Origin of the sequence: Collinsella sp. LCP19S3_B11, assembly GCF_052121915.1 — a bacterium.
Classification (GTDB): Bacteria; Actinomycetota; Coriobacteriia; order Coriobacteriales; family Coriobacteriaceae; genus Collinsella.
On the sequence record NZ_JBQKDI010000003.1, the window covers coordinates 143015 to 159897 of the forward strand.

At 59.7% G+C, this 16883-nt stretch carries 13 protein-coding genes; 8 read left to right on the forward strand and 5 right to left on the reverse strand.

Features of this window, described 5'->3' with window-relative positions; translation table 11 throughout:
• Positions 1-36: 36 nt before the first annotated feature.
• Entirely contained in the window at positions 37-972 is a 936-nt protein-coding gene (locus tag ACTQV4_RS03215) for a hexose kinase (RefSeq protein ID WP_441569275.1), read from the forward strand.
• A 269-nt stretch (positions 973-1241) separates the two neighbouring features.
• On the opposite strand, the gene ACTQV4_RS03220 is transcribed toward ACTQV4_RS03215, so the two are convergent.
• The gene (locus ACTQV4_RS03220) at positions 1242-2870 is read right to left on the reverse strand and encodes a UDP-glucose--hexose-1-phosphate uridylyltransferase (protein WP_441569276.1); all 1629 of its coding nucleotides are present in this window, start codon (positions 2868-2870) and stop codon (positions 1242-1244) included.
• Entirely contained in the window at positions 2861-4066 is a 1206-nt protein-coding gene (locus ACTQV4_RS03225; RefSeq protein ID WP_441569277.1) for a galactokinase, read from the reverse strand. Before ACTQV4_RS03225 ends, ACTQV4_RS03220 begins: the two co-directional genes overlap by 10 nt.
• A gap of 70 nt (positions 4067-4136) precedes the next feature.
• On the opposite strand from ACTQV4_RS03225, the gene ACTQV4_RS03230 reads away from it, so the two are divergent.
• From ACTQV4_RS03230 to ACTQV4_RS03240, 3 genes are all read left to right on the forward strand, one after another.
• A complete protein-coding gene (locus tag ACTQV4_RS03230) occupies positions 4137-4394 on the forward strand; it encodes a hypothetical protein (RefSeq protein WP_441569278.1) in 258 nt (85 codons plus the stop codon).
• Positions 4395-4449: 55 nt separating this feature from the next.
• A complete protein-coding gene (locus ACTQV4_RS03235) occupies positions 4450-5436 on the forward strand; it encodes a LacI family DNA-binding transcriptional regulator (RefSeq protein ID WP_441569285.1) in 987 nt (328 codons plus the stop codon).
• A 129-nt stretch (positions 5437-5565) separates the two neighbouring features.
• The gene (locus ACTQV4_RS03240; protein WP_427728570.1) at positions 5566-6726 is read left to right on the forward strand and encodes an FprA family A-type flavoprotein; all 1161 of its coding nucleotides are present in this window, start codon (positions 5566-5568) and stop codon (positions 6724-6726) included.
• Positions 6727-6790: 64 nt separating this feature from the next.
• On the opposite strand, the gene ACTQV4_RS03245 is transcribed toward ACTQV4_RS03240, so the two are convergent.
• Positions 6791-7594: a DeoR/GlpR family DNA-binding transcription regulator gene (locus ACTQV4_RS03245; protein ID WP_441569279.1), complete on the reverse strand. Its 804-nt coding sequence runs from the start codon at positions 7592-7594 to the stop codon at positions 6791-6793.
• Positions 7595-7928: 334 nt separating this feature from the next.
• On the opposite strand from ACTQV4_RS03245, the gene ACTQV4_RS03250 reads away from it, so the two are divergent.
• Positions 7929-8786 (forward strand): class II fructose-bisphosphate aldolase, encoded by an 858-nt coding sequence (locus ACTQV4_RS03250; RefSeq protein WP_022095149.1) that lies wholly within the window; start codon positions 7929-7931, stop codon positions 8784-8786.
• A gap of 699 nt (positions 8787-9485) precedes the next feature.
• Here the strand turns inward: ACTQV4_RS03250 and vsr are convergent.
• Positions 9486-10475, reverse strand: a complete 990-nt coding sequence (gene vsr, locus ACTQV4_RS03255) for a DNA mismatch endonuclease Vsr (RefSeq protein ID WP_441569280.1) — start codon at positions 10473-10475, stop codon at positions 9486-9488.
• A 262-nt stretch (positions 10476-10737) separates the two neighbouring features.
• Here vsr and ACTQV4_RS03260 point away from each other — a divergent pair, with 262 nt between their 5' ends.
• The 3 genes from ACTQV4_RS03260 (at position 10738) to ACTQV4_RS03270 (ending at position 15145) form a co-directional block, all read left to right on the forward strand.
• The gene (locus ACTQV4_RS03260) at positions 10738-11523 is read left to right on the forward strand and encodes an ABC transporter ATP-binding protein (RefSeq protein ID WP_441569281.1); all 786 of its coding nucleotides are present in this window, start codon (positions 10738-10740) and stop codon (positions 11521-11523) included.
• Complete coding sequence (locus ACTQV4_RS03265) at positions 11513-13714, forward strand: FtsX-like permease family protein (protein WP_441569282.1); 2202 nt, start codon at positions 11513-11515, stop codon at positions 13712-13714. The genes ACTQV4_RS03260 and ACTQV4_RS03265 overlap by 11 nt, the downstream gene beginning before the upstream one ends.
• A 225-nt stretch (positions 13715-13939) precedes the next feature.
• A complete protein-coding gene (locus ACTQV4_RS03270) occupies positions 13940-15145 on the forward strand; it encodes an agmatine deiminase family protein (protein WP_441569283.1) in 1206 nt (401 codons plus the stop codon).
• A 463-nt stretch (positions 15146-15608) separates the two neighbouring features.
• Here the strand turns inward: ACTQV4_RS03270 and ACTQV4_RS03275 are convergent, their stop codons facing one another.
• Positions 15609-16640, reverse strand: coding sequence for a 3-deoxy-7-phosphoheptulonate synthase (locus ACTQV4_RS03275; RefSeq protein ID WP_427748347.1), 1032 nt, complete (start codon positions 16638-16640; stop codon positions 15609-15611).
• Between the last annotated feature and the right edge of the window lie 243 nt (positions 16641-16883).

Below are 16883 nucleotides of genomic sequence, written 5' to 3' on the forward strand. Positions count from 1 at the left end.
GTCGCGCGTGTCGTGCCCCGGAAACAGGAGTTCAACATGATTCTGACCGTTACCATGAACCCGTCGATTGATACGCGCTATCAGCTCGACAAGCTGATCATCGACGACGTGAACCGTGTGACGCCCGAAAAGACCGCTGGCGGCAAGGGCCTCAACGTGAGCCGTGTGCTGCTGCAGTTGGGCGACGATGTGCTCGCGACTGGCCTGCTTGGCGGTCACATGGGTGCCTATATGGCCGAGCTTATGGATGCCGACGGCGTCAAGAACGACTTTGTACCCATTGCCGGCGAGACGCGTATTTGCCTGAATATTCTGCACGAGGGTAATCAGACCGAGCTTTTGGAGAGCGGCCCGCAGATCGCCCCGGCCGAGCTCGAGGCCTTTACGGCCAAGTTCGCCGAGCTTGCAGCGAAGGCGGACGTTGTGACGCTTTCGGGCTCGCTGCCGCGCGGCGTCGATGCCGGCTACTATGCCGAGCTCGTCAAGATCGCCGAAGAGGCGGGCGCCAAGGTGCTGCTCGACACCTCGGGTGCATCGCTGGGGGCCGCGCTGGAGTCCGACGCTAAGCCTGAGCTCGTAAAGCCCAACCTGACCGAGATTAACGGCCTGCTGGGTACGTCCTTTACGACCGATGATGTCGATGCCCTGCGCGAGGCGCTTGCCGCCGATGACCGTTTTGCCGGTATCCCCTGGGTCGTCGTTTCGATGGGCGCTGCCGGCTCGGTGGGCTTCCATGAGGGCCGCGCGTTCCGCGCCAAGACGCCCGCGATTGCGGCTGTGAACGCGACGGGTTCCGGTGACTCGACCATCGCCGGTTTTGCGCATGCCATTGCTGCTGGCGCCGACGACGTCACGGTGCTCAAGACCGCCAATGCCTGCGGCAAGCTCAACGCCATGGATCCCAAGACCGGCCACCTGGTCATGGACCGCTGGGACGAGGTCTACAACAGCGTAGAGGTAACCGAACTTTAGAGTTACGGCGTACCGAACAAAACGAGAGTGGATAATCTCCCATTTTGGGCTCGCAAGCGGGCTTAGAGTGGGAGATTTTCCACTCTCATGAGAGGCAGCTAATTTGGGACGGGGCTATTTTGACTACTTCTAGATGCAAAGTAGTCAAAATAGCCCCGTCCCAAATTAGCTGCCCTTGCACCAAAAACGGCGCCCGCCGGCGATGTTGCCGGCGGGCGCCGTTGTCTTGAAGACGAAATGATCCGTTTTCCTCCGTCCCCAAGGGATCATTACAGCGAGTCAATGAAGCGCTGCTGGGCGGCGCGACCGGCTTCGTCCCATTTAAAGACGCCGGCGTTGTCGAGCACGTGGCCAAACACCATGCCGACCTCCTCGTGCAGGATGTCGATGGCGCTATCCGCCGTAAGCTCGTCGGCGCGGCGGGCAAAGACATCCTCGGCCCATGCGGCGTGGCTGCGGCAAAGGTCGTCGCACTCGAGCGCGCCGGCAAGGTCGTAACTGACATCGGCCTTGGCTGCCAGCAAGTGCTCGCGGACAGCGCCGAGCTCGGGAACCAAGCGCGGCGGCAAAATGGCCAGGCCCATGACCTCGATCAAGCCGATGTTCTCTTTCTTGATGTGGTGGTACTCGGCATGCGGGTGAAATACGCCCAGCGGATGCTCGTCGGTTGTGATGTTGCAGCGAAGCGCCAGGTAGGCCTCGTAGATCTTGCCGCCGGCATTGCCGCGAGAGTCGACGCGGCGGATGACGGGCGTCACAGTGTTATGCGCCACGCCGTCGGCTGTGTGCGCGATGGCGCCCACAGACTCATCGGTCCACTCGCGCCAGGCGAGGATAATCTTCTCGGCGGCGTCGAGCAGCTGGGCGCGGTCATGCGAGCGCAGTCTCAGCACCGAAAGCGGCCACTGCAACACGGTGCCGCTGACCTGGTCAAAGCCGGGCACGTTAAACTGCGAGACCTCGGCGGCATGCATCATGGGGAACTCGTGCGCGCCGCCCTGGAAGTGGTCGTGCGACAGAATCGAGCCGCCCACGATGGGCAGGTCGGCGTTGGAGCCAATAAAGTAGTGCGGGAACAGGTCCACAAAATCGAGCAGGCAGGTCAGTCCCTTACGGTCGACGTGCATCGGGCGATGCTCGGCGCTCATAGCGATGCAGTGCTCGTTAAAGTACGCGTACGGGCTGTACTGGAAGCCCCAGCGCTCGCCGTCGAGCTGGATGGGTATGACGCGCAGGTTCTGGCGAGCGGGATGGGCGCCGCCGTCGGCTGCGGCGGAGCGTCCAGGGTAGCCCTCGTTCTCGATGCACAGTTGACAGGCGGGATACTTCTCGCCCGTGTTCTTTGCGGCGCCGGCCGCGGCAATGTCGCGCGGGTCCTTCTCGGGCTTCGACAGGTTAATGGTGATTTCCAGGTCGCCCCAGTTGGTGGGGGTGCTCCATTTGATATTGCGCGCGATGGCGGCGCGGCGCACGTAACCGGCGTCACAGCACAGACCATAGAACCAGTCGGTCGCGGCGCGGGGCTCGTTGACGCCCATGCGTCCGTTGAACTCCTCGTTTACAACCGAAGGCCTCGGCATGAGCGCGCCCATGATGCGCATGGCGATGCGGTCGCGGCCCGACGCCGTGTCCTCGGCAGCGCCGTTGGCAACGGCGTCCTCGGAAAGCGCGGCAAGCGTGCCCTCCAGGTCAAAATTGGGGAGCATATCGGGGTGCAAGAGCGAGAGCTTCTCGTTCTGCATCGCCCAAGCCATGTCGAGCGCGGGACCCGTGGCGCCGATGCACTCGAGAATGGTGTTGTAGGCCCAGATGCGGTCATCCTGTCCGATCATGGATCGATGGATGGCATACTCAATCAGGCCCTGCGCGGCCTCGCGCACATCAGTCATTACAGCCATGCCGCGTAAGCCCCCTTGTCAGAAATTGCGTAGTGGCGGGCAGAGCCCTCGCCCAGCCAGCCGTTCATCTTGGTGATGAAGGTGTCGACCAGGTCGAGCGGCACGAAGGCCTGGATGGTGCCACCAAAGCCGCCACCGTGGATGCGGACGGCGCCGCGGCCGTCGAGCACATGCTCGGCCAGCGCCAAGGCATACATGGAAGGTTGCTCGGAGCCCAGTTTGGCGACGACATTCTGCAGGTACATGGCGGAGCTGGCACCGGACTCGCGCGTCAGGACCAGGAACTGGTCGATGTCGCCGGCGCTAAGGGCTGCCCAGCGCTTATCGACCAGGCCGTTCTCGTACCAGTAGTGAACGGCGCGCAGGCAGGCACGGTCGCCCAGCTTGGCGCGTAGCTCAGGGAGCTTGGCGTCAAAATCCGCCACGTTTACCTCGCACAGGCGTGTCTTGCCAAGCTCGGCGGCGATGTCCTGCATCTCGCGCGGAACGGCGGCGTAGTCGTCGGTAGCTGCCACATGGTCGGCGCCAACCTTAACGAGCACGAGCGCATAGCCGTGATCCTCAAAGTTGAGTTCGAGCTTCTGGGTTTTAGGCTGAGCCTGGTCCTCAAAGTCCATGTAGGCGAGGCCGCCCAAGCAAACGGCGGCCTGGTCCATAAGACCGCAGGGCTTGCCATAGTAGTTGTTCTCGGTGCGCTGGCTCATCTGGGCGAGCGCGACGGGCTCGATGGCGGGTGCGCCCCAGAGCGTCTCCATGGCACGACCGTACGCCGCCTCGACGGCGGCAGAGCTGGAAAGGCCGCCGCCCGAGGGGACGGAGCAGGTGAAGGCGAAGTCGAAGCCCTGGGGCTCAACGCCCAGAGCAGCGATTTCGTGGGCCATGCCGCGGACGAGGCTCGCGGACGTGCCCTTCTCGGACTCTTGAATATCCAGCGTGTCGAGCATGATCGTAAACGTAGGATAGCCCTCGTCGGCGACGCGGATCTTGTTGGAGTCGGTTGCCACGGCGATACCGTCAACGGCGACATCGAGCGAGCCGGCGATAACATGGCCGCCCTCGTGATCGGTGTGATTGCCGCTGATCTCGGAACGCCCGGGTGCGTGCACGTAGAGCACCTGGCGGTCGCCGATGGGTCCAAACTCCTCCTCAAACAGCCTGGTGAGCATGGTGAGTGTCTTTTCGTCGGGGGTGGTCATGGGAGTCCTTTCCTTGGCGCGCACGGGTGAGTTTTGCGTCGCTATGAGTACGTTAACAACTTGAAGCGGCATGAACCAAGTGTTCACGATGCCGCACGTTACGGGCTATGTTAACGTACTCATAACACATCGCTTGTCACTTTTTGAGAATCCGGTAGCCGGTAGAATTACAGCCGTGAACGGTACCGCCGTATGGACTTATAAAGCAGAAGAGATGCAGATAGAAAAAGTAGAGTACGTTAACATGCGTCCGACGATAGCGGGCTTCGGCGCGGGGTGTGTTTCTGCCTGGGTCGGCATGCACGCTATTCAGATTTCGCAAAGGTGAAGGTGGTTCTGTGGCAAGGCACTCGTCCAACGATACAGGTACGCGTCCGGTCTCCATGGCCGACGTCGCCCGCGCTGCCGGTGTTTCGCAGCAGACGGTTTCGCGCGTCGCCAACGGCTTGCCCAACGTTAACGAGCAGACGCGCCAGCGCGTGCAGGCCGCTATGCAAGAGCTCGGTTTTCGTCCGAGTTATGCCGGCCGCTCGCTGCGCGACGGCCGTTACCATTCGGTCGGTCTGTGCGTCAACGATATCACCAAGTTTGGCAACCTCTCAATGATCGACGGCATCGCCAGCGCTGCTCGCGAGCATAATTGCGCCATCACGCTGGTCGAGATGTCCAAGACCGAGGAGTTTTCGCTTGCCGAGGCCACGCGTCGTATGGCTGCGCTGCCGGTGGACGGCATCATCATCGGCATGAGCCGCATGGCGCCCGATTTTGAGACGTTTGATCCGCTGCCGGGCATTGGCACGGTTATTGTTACCATGTACGCGCACCCGCGGGTGACCACGGTCGACTCCGACCATTACGGCTGCTCGCTCTTGCTTATGGATCATCTGTTTGAGCTGGGGCACGAGCAAATTCGCTATATTGGCGGCCCGTCGTTCTCGGTCGACGAGCAATTTCGTCGCGCCGGCTGGCAGGATGCGCTCGAGCATAAGCACATTAAGCCGCAGGCGCCGCTCGAGGGCGACTGGTCTGCCAACAGCGGCTACGAGGCCGGCAGGTACCTGGCCGAGCACGATCGCACCATGACGGCGATTTATGCGGCAAACGATCAGATGGCAAATGGCGCGATTGCCGCGCTGCGTGATAGCGGCCTGCGCGTGCCCGAGGACGCAAGCGTGGTGGGCGTCGACGATTCGCTCGACGACTTTGTCGCGCATAACGAGCTCACGACCGTTCGGTTCGATTTACATCAGCGTGGACGCGAGGTGTTTGAGCACGCGGTTCCCGAGGCGGGTACGGCGGGCAAAACCGTTGCTATTCGTATTCCCGGCCAGCTCATTATTCGACATAGCACGGCGATGCCACGCTCATAGTTTGCGCAGGTAAACGGCGATTTATCGTATTTTAATAACAATCGGTAAGGATGCCGGCAGATAACAGTTGGAATGCTGCCAAGTGCTATGATAGACAGGTTATTTTGTCTATCTAGGAGGCTTTGTCTGATGGAGATCACCAAGGATATCCGCTACATTGGCGTCGACGACCACGACATTGACCTGTTCGAGGGCCAGTACGATGTGTCCGAGAACGGTATGGCATACAACAGCTACGTTATCTTGGGCGATAAAATCGCTGTCGCCGATTCGGTCGACGGTGGTTTTGTCGACGAGTGGCTCGGCAACCTCGAGGCCGCGCTCGATGGCCGTACGCCCGACTACCTGGTCATCCATCATATGGAGCCTGATCACTCCGCCGGTATCGCCGCCTTTATGGAGCGCTATCCCCAGGCGCAGATTGTGGCCAGCATGGGTGCTTTCCGCATGATGGTCAACTACTTTGGCACCGACTTCCCCGAGCGCAAAATGGTTGTCAAAGAGGGCGATGTGCTCGACCTGGGCGGCCACAGCCTGACCTTTATCGGCGCCCCCAACGTTCACTGGCCCGAGGTGCTCTTCTCCTATGAGGCCACCGACAAGGTGCTCTTTAGCGCCGACGGCTTTGGCAAGTTTGGCGCCAACGACATCGAGGATCCCGAGGGCTGGGCCTGCGAGGCTCGCCGCTACTACTTTGGCATCGTCGGTAAGTTCGGCAAGTTCGTGCAGGCCGTGCTCAAAAAGGCTGCCGATCTGGATATCCAGATCATCTGCCCGCTCCACGGTCCTGTCCTTACCGAGAATCTGGGCTATTACCTCGACACCTATAACACCTGGTCGAGCTATCAGCCCGAGGACGAGGGCATCACGATTGCCTATGCGAGTGTGTATGGACATCTGAAGGCTGCCGTCGAGGAGCTCGCCGCAGCGCTCGAGGCTCGCGGCCAGAAGGTTTCCGTCTTTGACCTGGCTCGCGACGACATGGCCGAGGCCGTTGAGGATGCGTTCCGCTATGACCGCCTGGTGCTCGCCTCCATCACCTATCAGGGCGAGATCTTCCCGTTCATGAGCACCTTTATCCACACGCTCGCCGAGCATGCCTACCAGAACCGCACCGTGGCGCTCGTCGAGGCCGGTTCCTGGACGCCCGCCGCTGCCAAGGTTATGACCAAGGAGCTCGAGGGCATGAAGGACATCACCCTGGCGCAGAACAAGGTGACTGTCCTGGGCTCGCTCAACGACACATCGCGCGCCCAGATCGAGGCCCTCGCCGACGAGCTTTCCAAGTAGCGATATTTCGCTTTTAACGGGCAAAACCACCACAAAGGGACAGGCCCTTTGTGGTGGTTTTTGTTTAAGTGCCGGCGATGATGAGGGCTGGACGTGCGCTGTCGGCGGCCTCGGCGATTGAGGTGGCGACGGCGGCGTCGGGGTCGCTGTCCATCACGATGATGTCGACGTCGGCAAGCTCGGCAAAACGGTACATGCCGCGTCCGTTGACCTTACTGGCATCCATGAGGGCGACGCTTTGACGGGCGGCACCGACCATAGCCGCTTTGGTCTCGGCCATCTGCGGAAAGTCGGTCGTAAAGCCGCAGCCGGGAACAAAAGCGCCAGGACACATGACGGCAAGGTCGGCGTGGACCTTTTGGAGCGCCTGCATGGTAAGTGGGCCGTACAGATAGCGATGACCTTTGCGCAGTGCCCCGCCCAGCATGACGACATCGACCGAGGGCATGCTCTCGTCAATATAATCGGCGATGGTAATGTCGGCCGTGATAACGGTGATGCCGTCGCGCTGATCGAGGAGCCGGACGAATTCGAGCGCCGTGGTGCCCGAGTCGACGAGCAGCCTGTCGCCGTCATTAACGAGCTCGATGGCGCTTTGCGCGATGGCCTGCTTGGCGGCGACGTTGACATTGATGCGGCGATCTTGCGTGGAGACGGTCAGGCGTTTGTGGAGCGATACGGCACCACCATGTGTGCGACGCAGCTTGCCTGCTTCGGCGAGCGCGTCCAGGTCGGCGCGGGCGGTGACGGAGGACACGCCAAAGGTCTGGGCGATTTCTGCTACCTGCACCGAGGCGTTATGCTCGAGTATTTCCATAATGGCGGTACGGCGCTCGTCAGCAAAAGCACGGTTGGTAGCTTGGGCCATATTTGCTCCATTCTCGGCTAAATTTGCAGGAATTGTGTTGACTCTATTTTCGTTCATTTTCTTTTTGAGTAAGAAAACACCTTTCGATTACTTATCTTTTCTATAAAAGAAAGACGCTAAACGCTCAAAATTCAATATCGAACACGCCCACTCGGTTCCGATTCCTTCCGTTTACTTTTCAAAAACGACTGTATTGGCCTGCATGGACTCAATATCTCGCACGTGCAAAGCCGCTGAATTTCATACAATGAGCGCAGTAAAACGCAAGGTAAAACGCCTTGTGAACAACTACGCCCGATGTCCAGATGCGGGCGAGGGAGAGGAGCAAACGCTCATGGCACTTGTTACCACCGAAAAGATGCTCAAGGACGCTCAGGCCGGCCACTACGCCGTCGGCGCGTTCAACGTCGAGAACCTCGAGTTTGTTATGGCCGTTCTGGCCGCTGCCGAGGAGACTAAGTCCCCCGTCATCATGCAGACCACCCCGGGCACCATCAAGACCGCTGGTCTGGACTACTTCTACGGCATGGTGAAGGCCGCTGCCGAGCGCGCTTCCGTGCCCGTCGCTCTGCACCTCGATCACGGCGATGGCTATGACCGCTGCATGCAGGCTTTCCGCACGGGCTACACCTCCGTCATGATTGACGGCTCGCACGAGTCCTTCGAGGACAACATTGCCCTGACCAAGTCCGTCGCCGACGCTGGCCGCGCCATGGGCGTGCCCGTCGAGGCCGAGCTCGGCAAGGTTGGCGGCAAGGAGGACGACGGTCCCGCGGTTGAGGGCGAGAGCCCCTACACCGATCCTGCCGAGGCCAAGGAGTTCGTCGAGCGCACCGGCTGCACCTCGCTGGCCATTGGCGTTGGCACCAGCCACGGCGTGTACACGAGCGATCCGCACATCGAGCAGTCCGTGGTCAAGGCCATCCGCGACGCCGTCGACGTGCCGCTGGTTCTGCACGGCACTTCCGGTGTGCCCGATGAGCAGGTTGCCGAGGCTGTGAAGAACGGCATCTGCAAGGTTAACTACGCTACCGAGCTGCGTCAGGCCTACACCAAGGGCTTCATGGCCTACATGGCCGAGAACCCCGCCTGCTTCGATCCCAAGAAGCCGGCCAAGGAGGGCATGCGTGAGATCACCGAGCTGGTTAAGATCCGCATGACCAACCTCAACTCTGTGGGCAAAGCAGAGTAACAGCAAGGGTACTCTGATCCCACCGGGCCGTCCGGAAACGGAAAAGGGCCTATCTCTCAGAACGTCCTCGGACATGTCGGAAGCCCCGCTGCGCGCTACGCGCTGCGGGGCTTCCTCCGTCCTGCGGAATGTTCTGAGAGATAGGCCCTTTTCCGTTTCCGGACGGCCCTGCTCAATCGCCCTTGTGGCGTTGGGGCGGAATAGTGGTGCGCTAGGGACGCTTTGTTGATGGGGGACTAGTATGCCCGGGCTTGGTTGGGGAATGACTTGTTTAGGGATGCTCGGAGCTTATCGAAGGATATTCGCAAGTTGAGATTCTGATCGGTTGAGCGTTTGGCTTTTGTGGTGGGGGAGTCGAGGAGGCCGTTTCTCTGTGTCGGGGGGAAGGAGAAAAGGTCTGCATGTTTTAGGGATGGCTGCTGTGCTGCGTCATTGGAAGAATGCATGCTTATGCGGCCTCCTCGATGTCCACCAAAAGGTTGCGCACGGGGTGTGCTGCTAGGTCCCGTTCGTCGGCAGTATTATGCCGCGGCTGCTGCAAAGAAGCGCTAAAGAAAGGCTTAATCAGGTTTGATATAACAATGAAACCGCAGTTCAAAGGTATCGAATAACACTCTTGAAAGGTTTTGAGCTTAAGGGCTTTCTAAGGTTTGCGGCTCGGATGTGGCGCGGACGTGCGGAGCGTGTGAATGATCGCTGTTAGCGCTGCGGTGCGGCGGCGCGCACCTGTTCGATGACCTTTTCCATGGTGGCGTCGATGCGGTCTTTCTTGAGCTCACATTCCCAGACGGTGATGGGCGTCCAGCCCATTTGGGTAAGCGCGTCGATGGCGGCTCGGTCGCGCTCGACGTTGCGGCGAAACTTTGCCTCCCAAAACTCAACATTGCGCTTGGGCTGGCTCGGATTGCACTTAGGGCAGCGATGCCAAAAGCAGCCGTTGACGAAGATGGCGATCTTGCGCCCGGGAAAGGCGATGTCGGGCTTGCCGGGTACCTTCCATTCCAGACGGTATCCCGTAAGGCCCGCTGCCCGCAGGCGCTGGCGAACGAGCAGCTCGGGTTTGGTGTTGGCGCGCTTGTTGCCCTTCATGGACTTTTTTATAGCGGCGCGACGGCGCACCAATTCGCGCTCGTCAGCGGAGAGGTCCGAGGTATCGATGCCGTCGAGCAGACCTGGCTTGGGACGCTTTTTGCTGCGGCGCTTAGGTGCGCGCTTGGGTTTGGCGGCGGGTTTGTCGGCCGTGTTGGGCGTGGCGTCATCGGCGGCGCCGTTGGCCTCAAGCCGATCTTCCTTCAGCTCAATCAGAGCATCGATAAGCCCCTTGTCGGCGGGCATCCACTCAACGGTGGCAAGCGAGGTGCGCGGAATCCAGCGGATATCGAGCTGGCGGTCGTGCTTCTGGGGCTCATCGGATTCTTTAGCCAGCGAGCAGTAGTAACACTCCATTGAGAGATGAAAATCGGGGTAGTCATACTCAACGGTGTAAAAATCGCGCAGGTTGGTGACTTTTACCTGCAGCTCTTCCATGAGCTCGCGGCGTACGGCGTCCTCGGGCGTCTCGCCGCGCATGAGCTTGCCGCCGGGAAACTCCCAAAGTCCCCGCATGTCGCCATAGCCGCGCTGCACGGCAAGCAGCTCGTCAGATCCTTCCTTGCGAATGATCCCAGCGGCAACATGAACAGTCTTCAACAGGAGTCCTCTCTCAACATCGACACGTGGCAGGGTAGCTCATTTGGGTAGTCTTTTTGGGACGGGGCTTTTTTAGCTACCCTATGTCAAATGCGGCCTCATGCTTCGAAGGCTACGGATAGGGTAGCTAAAAAAGCCCCGTCCCAAAAAGACTACCCCTACCTTACGCAACGGTAAGGCAAGCGTAAGCGATATCGATGGTAGCCGACTCGGCTTCTTGCGACTATAGATGCCGTAGACTAATCGCAAGAAAGGACTCGGTATGCAAACCACGCACATGGCGACTCCGGTACTGGAAGTCGTGCATCTCGAAAAGGTATACGGAGCGCTGGGCAACGTGACCCGCGCGCTCAACGACGTCAGCTTTACCGTCAACCGCGGCGAATTCGTTGGCATCATGGGCGCTTCGGGCTCGGGCAAGTCGACGTTGCTCAACTGCGTGTCGACCATCGATAGTGCCACAAGTGGCACGATCCGCATCAACGGCCAGGACGTGACGCGCATGAAGCAGGCTAAGCTTTCGCAGTTCCGCCGCGAGGAGCTCGGCTTTATCTTCCAGGACTCCAACCTGCTCGATACGCTCACGGCACGCGAGAACATCGCCCTGCCGCTCACCATCGCCCGCACAAACTCGGCAGAGATCTCGACCCGCGTGCAGGATGTGGCAGCGCGCCTGTCCATCAGTCAGGTGCTCGACAAGTATCCCTACCAGATGTCCGGCGGTCAGCAGCAGCGCGTTGCCGCGGCTCGCGCGCTCGTCACCGACCCCACCATGATCATGGCCGACGAGCCCACCGGCGCCCTCGATTCCAAGAGCGCTCGCCTGCTGCTCGAGAGCCTGGAGGCCCTTAACCGCCGCCTGCGCGCCACCGTGCTCATGGTCACGCACGACAGCTTTGCCGCCAGCTACACGAGCCGTGTGCTGTTTATTCGCGACGGCAAGATCTTCACCGAGCTGCGCCGCGGAGACACCGACCGCCGCGAGTTCTTCGACCGCATTTTGGAGGTCGTTGCCATGATGGGCGGTGAGGGCTCCGATGCTCTGTAAACTCGCTTGGGGCAACGTCCGCCGCGCCGGCCGCGACTACCTCGTCTACCTTTTGACGCTCACCCTGGGCGTCACGGTCTTCTATGCCTTTAACACCATCTCGATGCAGGTCGACATCGCCGGAATCGATGAAGAGGGCTTGGCGCAGGTTATGGGCAGCATGCTCGGCGACCTGACGTACTTTTTGGCCGGTGTCATGGCCTTTTTGATGGTGTATGCCAATAACTTCATCATGAAACGCCGCAAGAAGGAGTTTGGCCTGTACCAGGTGCTCGGCATGGGGCGCGGGCGCGTCGCCACGATCATGGCGCTCGAGACCGTGATAGTATCGGTTGTGGCCTTTGTCGCCGGCATTGTGCTGGGTGTGGGACTCTCCCAGCTCATGACGTTCTTTACGGCCTCGCTCTTTAAGACACAGATCGCCAATTTCCACTTCTTTTTCTCGGTGCATGCGTTCAACCTGACCCTTGCCTGCATGCTCGTAATGTTTGTGCTCACGCTACTGCTGAACCTTCGCGCCGTGCGTCGTACCAAACTCATCGAGCTTATGGGTGCCGAGCGTCGCAACGAGAGCATCAAGACACGCAACCCCTGGATCGCGATTGCCATCTTTGCCGTGGGCGTGGTGCTTGTGGGCGTGGCCTATTACCGTCTGCTACGTGATGGGTTCCCGCTAACCGCGACGGACAGCAAGCTGCAAGAGGCCATGAACCAGTTTGGCATTACGACCGCTATGGTTACCGTGGGCACCTTTGCCCTGTTCTGGGGACTCTCGGGCATGCTTATCAAGCTGCTGCAGAGCCTGCGCGGCGTGTATTGGCGCGGCCTCAACATGTTTATCGTGCGCCAGCTTGCGGCCAAGGTCAACACGGTGTGCTTTTCGATGGGTGTCATCGCGATGCTCCTGTTTTTGGCCATCACCTCGGTGACGTGCGGTATGTCGATTGCCAATGTGATGAACGAGAATCTGGAGCGCTATACGCCGGTCGATATGTCGCAGACGTATGTCTATTACACGCCCGATACGCTCGGCTACTACAAGGAGTATGTCAATTCGTCTGAGGCCGATCGCATGGTGCTGGCCGATACAACGGTCGATTTGTACCCCGCATGGCACGGTAAGGACAAGTCGGCGGACAACAACGACGAGACCGGCAAGAAGGTCAATATCGCCGATGTTGCCGGTGAGCATGTGCAGATCGATTCGTATCTAAGTTACCCGTTTGGCGGTTCGAGCCCTTCGGTGTCTGCGGGTGAGATGTGCAAGACCATGGGCGAAAAGCTTCCCAAGGCGTTCGGGGGTAGCAAGGCCGATGCGATGGGTCTGTTTGTGACGCCGGCGAGCCAGTACAACAAGCTGCGTCAGATGATGGGCGAGGAGCCGGTGAGCATTGGCCGCGACCAGTACTTGCTTACGTGTGATATGGGCGGTGAGCTGGTCGACCTGTACACCAAGTATATGGCTGGCGGCCATGCCCTTACCTTGGGCGGGCATACGCTCAAGCCCGCAACCGATAAGTCGGACGAGGACACGGCGGCCATCGCCAACTCGGCGATGGGCAGTAATCCGGGTACCGTCGTCGTTGCCGACGAGCTGTTGTCCCAAATTAATCTGCAGCCGTATTCCAGTAGCCTGCTCGCTAACTACAAACAGGGGATGGATACGACCGAGGCAGACGAGAGCATTGAATACACTGTGCTCGACAATCTGCTCGTCGACGGCAAGGAGCCGGGATCGTGGGGAATCTTCATCACACGCTCCGAGATGTACACACAAGCAGCGCAAATGAACGGTCTTATTAGCTACCTAGCCATCTACATCGGCTTTGTATTGGTCGTTGCATGCGCGGCGATTCTGTCGATCCAGCAACTCTCCAACGTGGCCGACGGCAGCCGCAGCTATCGTGTGCTGGCACAGATCGGCTGCGACGACCGCCAGATTCGCCATTCGGTGATGGCGCAGCAGGCGGTATTCTTCCTGTTCCCGCTGGCAGTGGGTCTGGCGCACTCCTTTGTGGCACTTAAGGTGATTATCGAGCTGGTGAGCATATTCGGAAATATGAGCATCGGCGGCACTGTGGGCCTCACCTGCGCGATCTTCCTGGCAGCATACGGTGGCTACTTCCTGGTGACCTACCTCATGAGCACCGGAATGGTGCGAGCTGCCATAGCCACCCGCTACAGCGAGTAACCTTCTAGTCCAGAACCACCACAAAGGGGACAGGCACCTTTGTGGTGGTTTTTACGTCTATCTCAATCTGTAACATATGGCTGGCAAAATCGCCTCTATCTGTTATAGATTGAGATTGTTTGTCCCGAGCCATACGGTTTGTCTCGATCTGTAACAACAAGACGGGGATTCGGCCCCTAGATGTTACAGATCGAGACAGCGATCGTTCGATTTGGAGGAAGCCTTATGCGCACGATTACCGAGTCCGAGTCCACCCCCAAGGCCGACGGCTTCTTTATGCCCGCTGAGTTCGCTCCGCAGGATCGCGTGTGGATGGGTTGGCCCCATCGCACCGACACTTGGGCCCATGGTGCCAAGCCGGCTCAGAAGCAGTATGCCGCCATCGCCCGCGCCATTGCCGAGTTCACCCCGGTTACCATATGCGCCAACCAGGCCGACTACGCCAACTGCAAGGCCGTCTTTGAGGAAGACGAGAACGTCACCGTTATCGAGATGACCACCGACGACGCTTGGTTCCGTGACACCGCTGCCACGTTTGTTATCAACGGCAAGGGCGATAAACGCGCCAACCACTGGCACTTCAACGCTTATGGCGGTCTTGTCGACGGCCTGTACTTCCCGTGGGACAAGGACGAGCAGATCGCCCTTAAGATGGCTGAGCTTTCCGGCTGTCGTCGTTATCGTCCCGATGACATGATTCTCGAGGGCGGTTCCATCACCGTCGACGGCGAAGGCACCGTGGTTGTGACCGACCAGTGCCTGCTTTCCCCGGGCCGCACCTGCTCTGCGGTTCTGGAGGAGGAAGAGGACCCCGAGTCCATCTGGCCCAAGTTCAAGAGGAAGTTCGAGCCCTGGAGCGAGGAACTTCGCGCCTATATGGACGAGCACCTCAAGGATTACCTGGGTGTCGAGAAGGTCATCTGGGTCAAGGAGGGCATCGATCCCGAGGAGACCAACGGCCACATCGATGACGTCGCCACGTTCATCGCTCCGGGCGTCATGGCCTGCATCTGGACTGACGATCCCGAGTATCCGTTCTACGAGCAGTGCCACGCCGTCTACGAGACCCTCTCCAACGCCGTTGACGCCAAGGGTCGCAAGATGAAGGTCTACAAGCTCTGCATGCCCGTGAACCCACTGTTCATGGATCGGGCTTCCTGCGACACCATCGACGCCGACGAGAACGCCGAGCCGCGCGTTGCCGACGAGCCGCTGATCGCCTCCTACATGAACTACCTGGTCACCAACCACGGCGTTATCGTCCCGCAGTACGGCGACGAGAACGACCAGCTGGCCGTTGACACGCTCCAGAAAATCTACGACGAGGTCTGGGGCGAGGGCGTCTACAAGTGCGTCGGCGTTCAGTCCGAGCAGGTCGTCTTCGGTGGCGGAAACATCCACTGCATCACGCAGCAGGAGCCCTCGGCGTAATTGTCTGTCTTCCCGGGGCACGGCACCTTGCCCTTCAATCGTCGGGCATGACCCTTAAGGTCTATGCCCTTCTCTTTCAGGGCAATCTGCCGCACCTCGGAAACCCAGCCAATCACGCCGACGCTTAATCGTCTGGCTTCCTGAGGCACCCCATCTCGCCGCTCAAACCGTCGCACGCGTACCAAAGTACGCTTCGCTCCTCTTTCGCGGCGACCTGGGGCACCTCGAAAACCCAGCCGATCAATCGGACCGACGCAGCTTGTTACCGCATCAGTCATTGGTGCCAACCCTGGCAACGATGCAGGTCGAAAAACGTCAGCGAAAACCCGTACACGCGAGCAATGTGCCTTGAAGCGAGGCGGCATTGACCTTTTGGTCATGCCGTCGAAGCTGAAAGGCAGATTGCTCGCGTGTACGGGTTTGCAGCGTCGGCCGGTTACGGCGTTTGGTAAAACGCCGTAACCTACACCCGCTCTGCGATCTCGTGGATGAGGTAGTCGGTCTTTTCCCAGCCCAGGCACGGGTCGGTGATGGACTTGCCAAAGACGCCGCCGTCGACAGACTGGTTGCCGTCCTCCAGGTAGGATTCGATCATAAAGCCCTTGACCAGCTTGGAGATGGACTCGTTGCGGCGGCAGCTGTCGAGCACCTCCTTGCAGATACGGTGCTGCTCCAGCGGGCGCTTGCCCGAGTTGTCGTGGTTGCAGTCGATGACCGCCGCCGGGTTGGCGTAGCCGGCATGCTCGGTATAGCGCTCGGCCAGACGCTCCAGATGCTCGTAGTGGTAATTGGGGTAGGTACGACCGTCGAGACCAATGTAGCCACGCATGACGGCGTGCGCGAGCGGATTGCCGTCGCACTCGACCTCCCAGTTGCGGAAGATGAAGCTTTGATGTGCCTGGGCGGCGTAGATGGAGTTGAGCATGACGGTGGTGGAACCGGCGGTGGGGTTCTTCATGCCCACAGGCACCGAAATGCCGCTCGACACCAGACGATGCTCCTGGTTCTCGACCGAGCGCGCGCCCACGGCGACGTAGCTCAGCAGGTCGACGAGGTACTGGTAGTTGGACGGGTAGAGCATCTCATCGGCGGTAAAGAAACCGGTCTCCTCGATGACGCGCAGGTGCATATGGCGGATGGCCTTGACGCCCTCGAGCAGGTCGTCGGGAGCCTCGGGGTCGGGGTTGTGCAGCAGGCCCTTGTAGCCAGTACCCTTGGTGCGCGGCTTGTTGGTATAGACGCGCGGAATGATGATGAGTTTGTCCTTGACCTCTTCGGCGACCTTGGCCAGTCGGCTCATGTACTCAAGCACCGAGTCCTCGCGGTCGGCAGAGCACGGGCCGATGATGAGCACCTTGCGCGCGTCCTCGCCGGTAAAGACCTTGGCGACCTCGGCGTCGAATGCCTGTTTTTTGGCGGTAAGATCGGCGGAAAGCGGCATTTCCTCGCGGATTTCCATGGGGATCGGCAACCTGCGCTTGAATTCCATGGCCATACGGGGCCTCCTCAATCAAATAAGACAAAGTGTGCATTGTCGAATGCTCGGCATTATCCGCTGTCGCACGCTAAAGTGCAAGCCCTCGTCACCCCAAAACCTGCCAAAAAGGGACAGGTTTATTTTGGCAGGTTTTATCTGGGCAAACGTTGGCTGGCCCTGGAATGGAATGATGCCACGCGGCTTGGAAGAGGCCGTCGATTTGGTCCCAGGGGAGGCGGTTTGAGGGTCGCAGAACAAAAA

Bases quoted from the DNA above. Each gene is read 5' to 3' on its own strand.
- ACTQV4_RS03270 (WP_441569283.1), top strand. From the start codon at position 13,940: ATGCGCACGATTACCGAGTCCGAGTCCACCCCCAAGGCCGACGGCTTC.
- ACTQV4_RS03225 (WP_441569277.1), bottom strand. From the start codon at position 4,066: ATGACCACCCCCGACGAAAAGACACTCACCATGCTCACCAGGCTGTTT.
- ACTQV4_RS03275 (WP_427748347.1), bottom strand. From the start codon at position 16,640: ATGGCCATGGAATTCAAGCGCAGGTTGCCGATCCCCATGGAAATCCGC.
- ACTQV4_RS03250 (WP_022095149.1), top strand. From the start codon at position 7,929: ATGGCACTTGTTACCACCGAAAAGATGCTCAAGGACGCTCAGGCCGGC.
- ACTQV4_RS03240 (WP_427728570.1), top strand. From the start codon at position 5,566: ATGGAGATCACCAAGGATATCCGCTACATTGGCGTCGACGACCACGAC.
- ACTQV4_RS03260 (WP_441569281.1), top strand. From the start codon at position 10,738: ATGCAAACCACGCACATGGCGACTCCGGTACTGGAAGTCGTGCATCTC.
- ACTQV4_RS03220 (WP_441569276.1), bottom strand. From the start codon at position 2,870: ATGGCTGTAATGACTGATGTGCGCGAGGCCGCGCAGGGCCTGATTGAG.
- ACTQV4_RS03215 (WP_441569275.1), top strand. From the start codon at position 37: ATGATTCTGACCGTTACCATGAACCCGTCGATTGATACGCGCTATCAG.
- ACTQV4_RS03265 (WP_441569282.1), top strand. From the start codon at position 11,513: ATGCTCTGTAAACTCGCTTGGGGCAACGTCCGCCGCGCCGGCCGCGAC.
- ACTQV4_RS03230 (WP_441569278.1), top strand. From the start codon at position 4,137: ATGAACCAAGTGTTCACGATGCCGCACGTTACGGGCTATGTTAACGTA.
- ACTQV4_RS03245 (WP_441569279.1), bottom strand. From the start codon at position 7,594: ATGGCCCAAGCTACCAACCGTGCTTTTGCTGACGAGCGCCGTACCGCC.
- ACTQV4_RS03235 (WP_441569285.1), top strand. From the start codon at position 4,450: ATGGCCGACGTCGCCCGCGCTGCCGGTGTTTCGCAGCAGACGGTTTCG.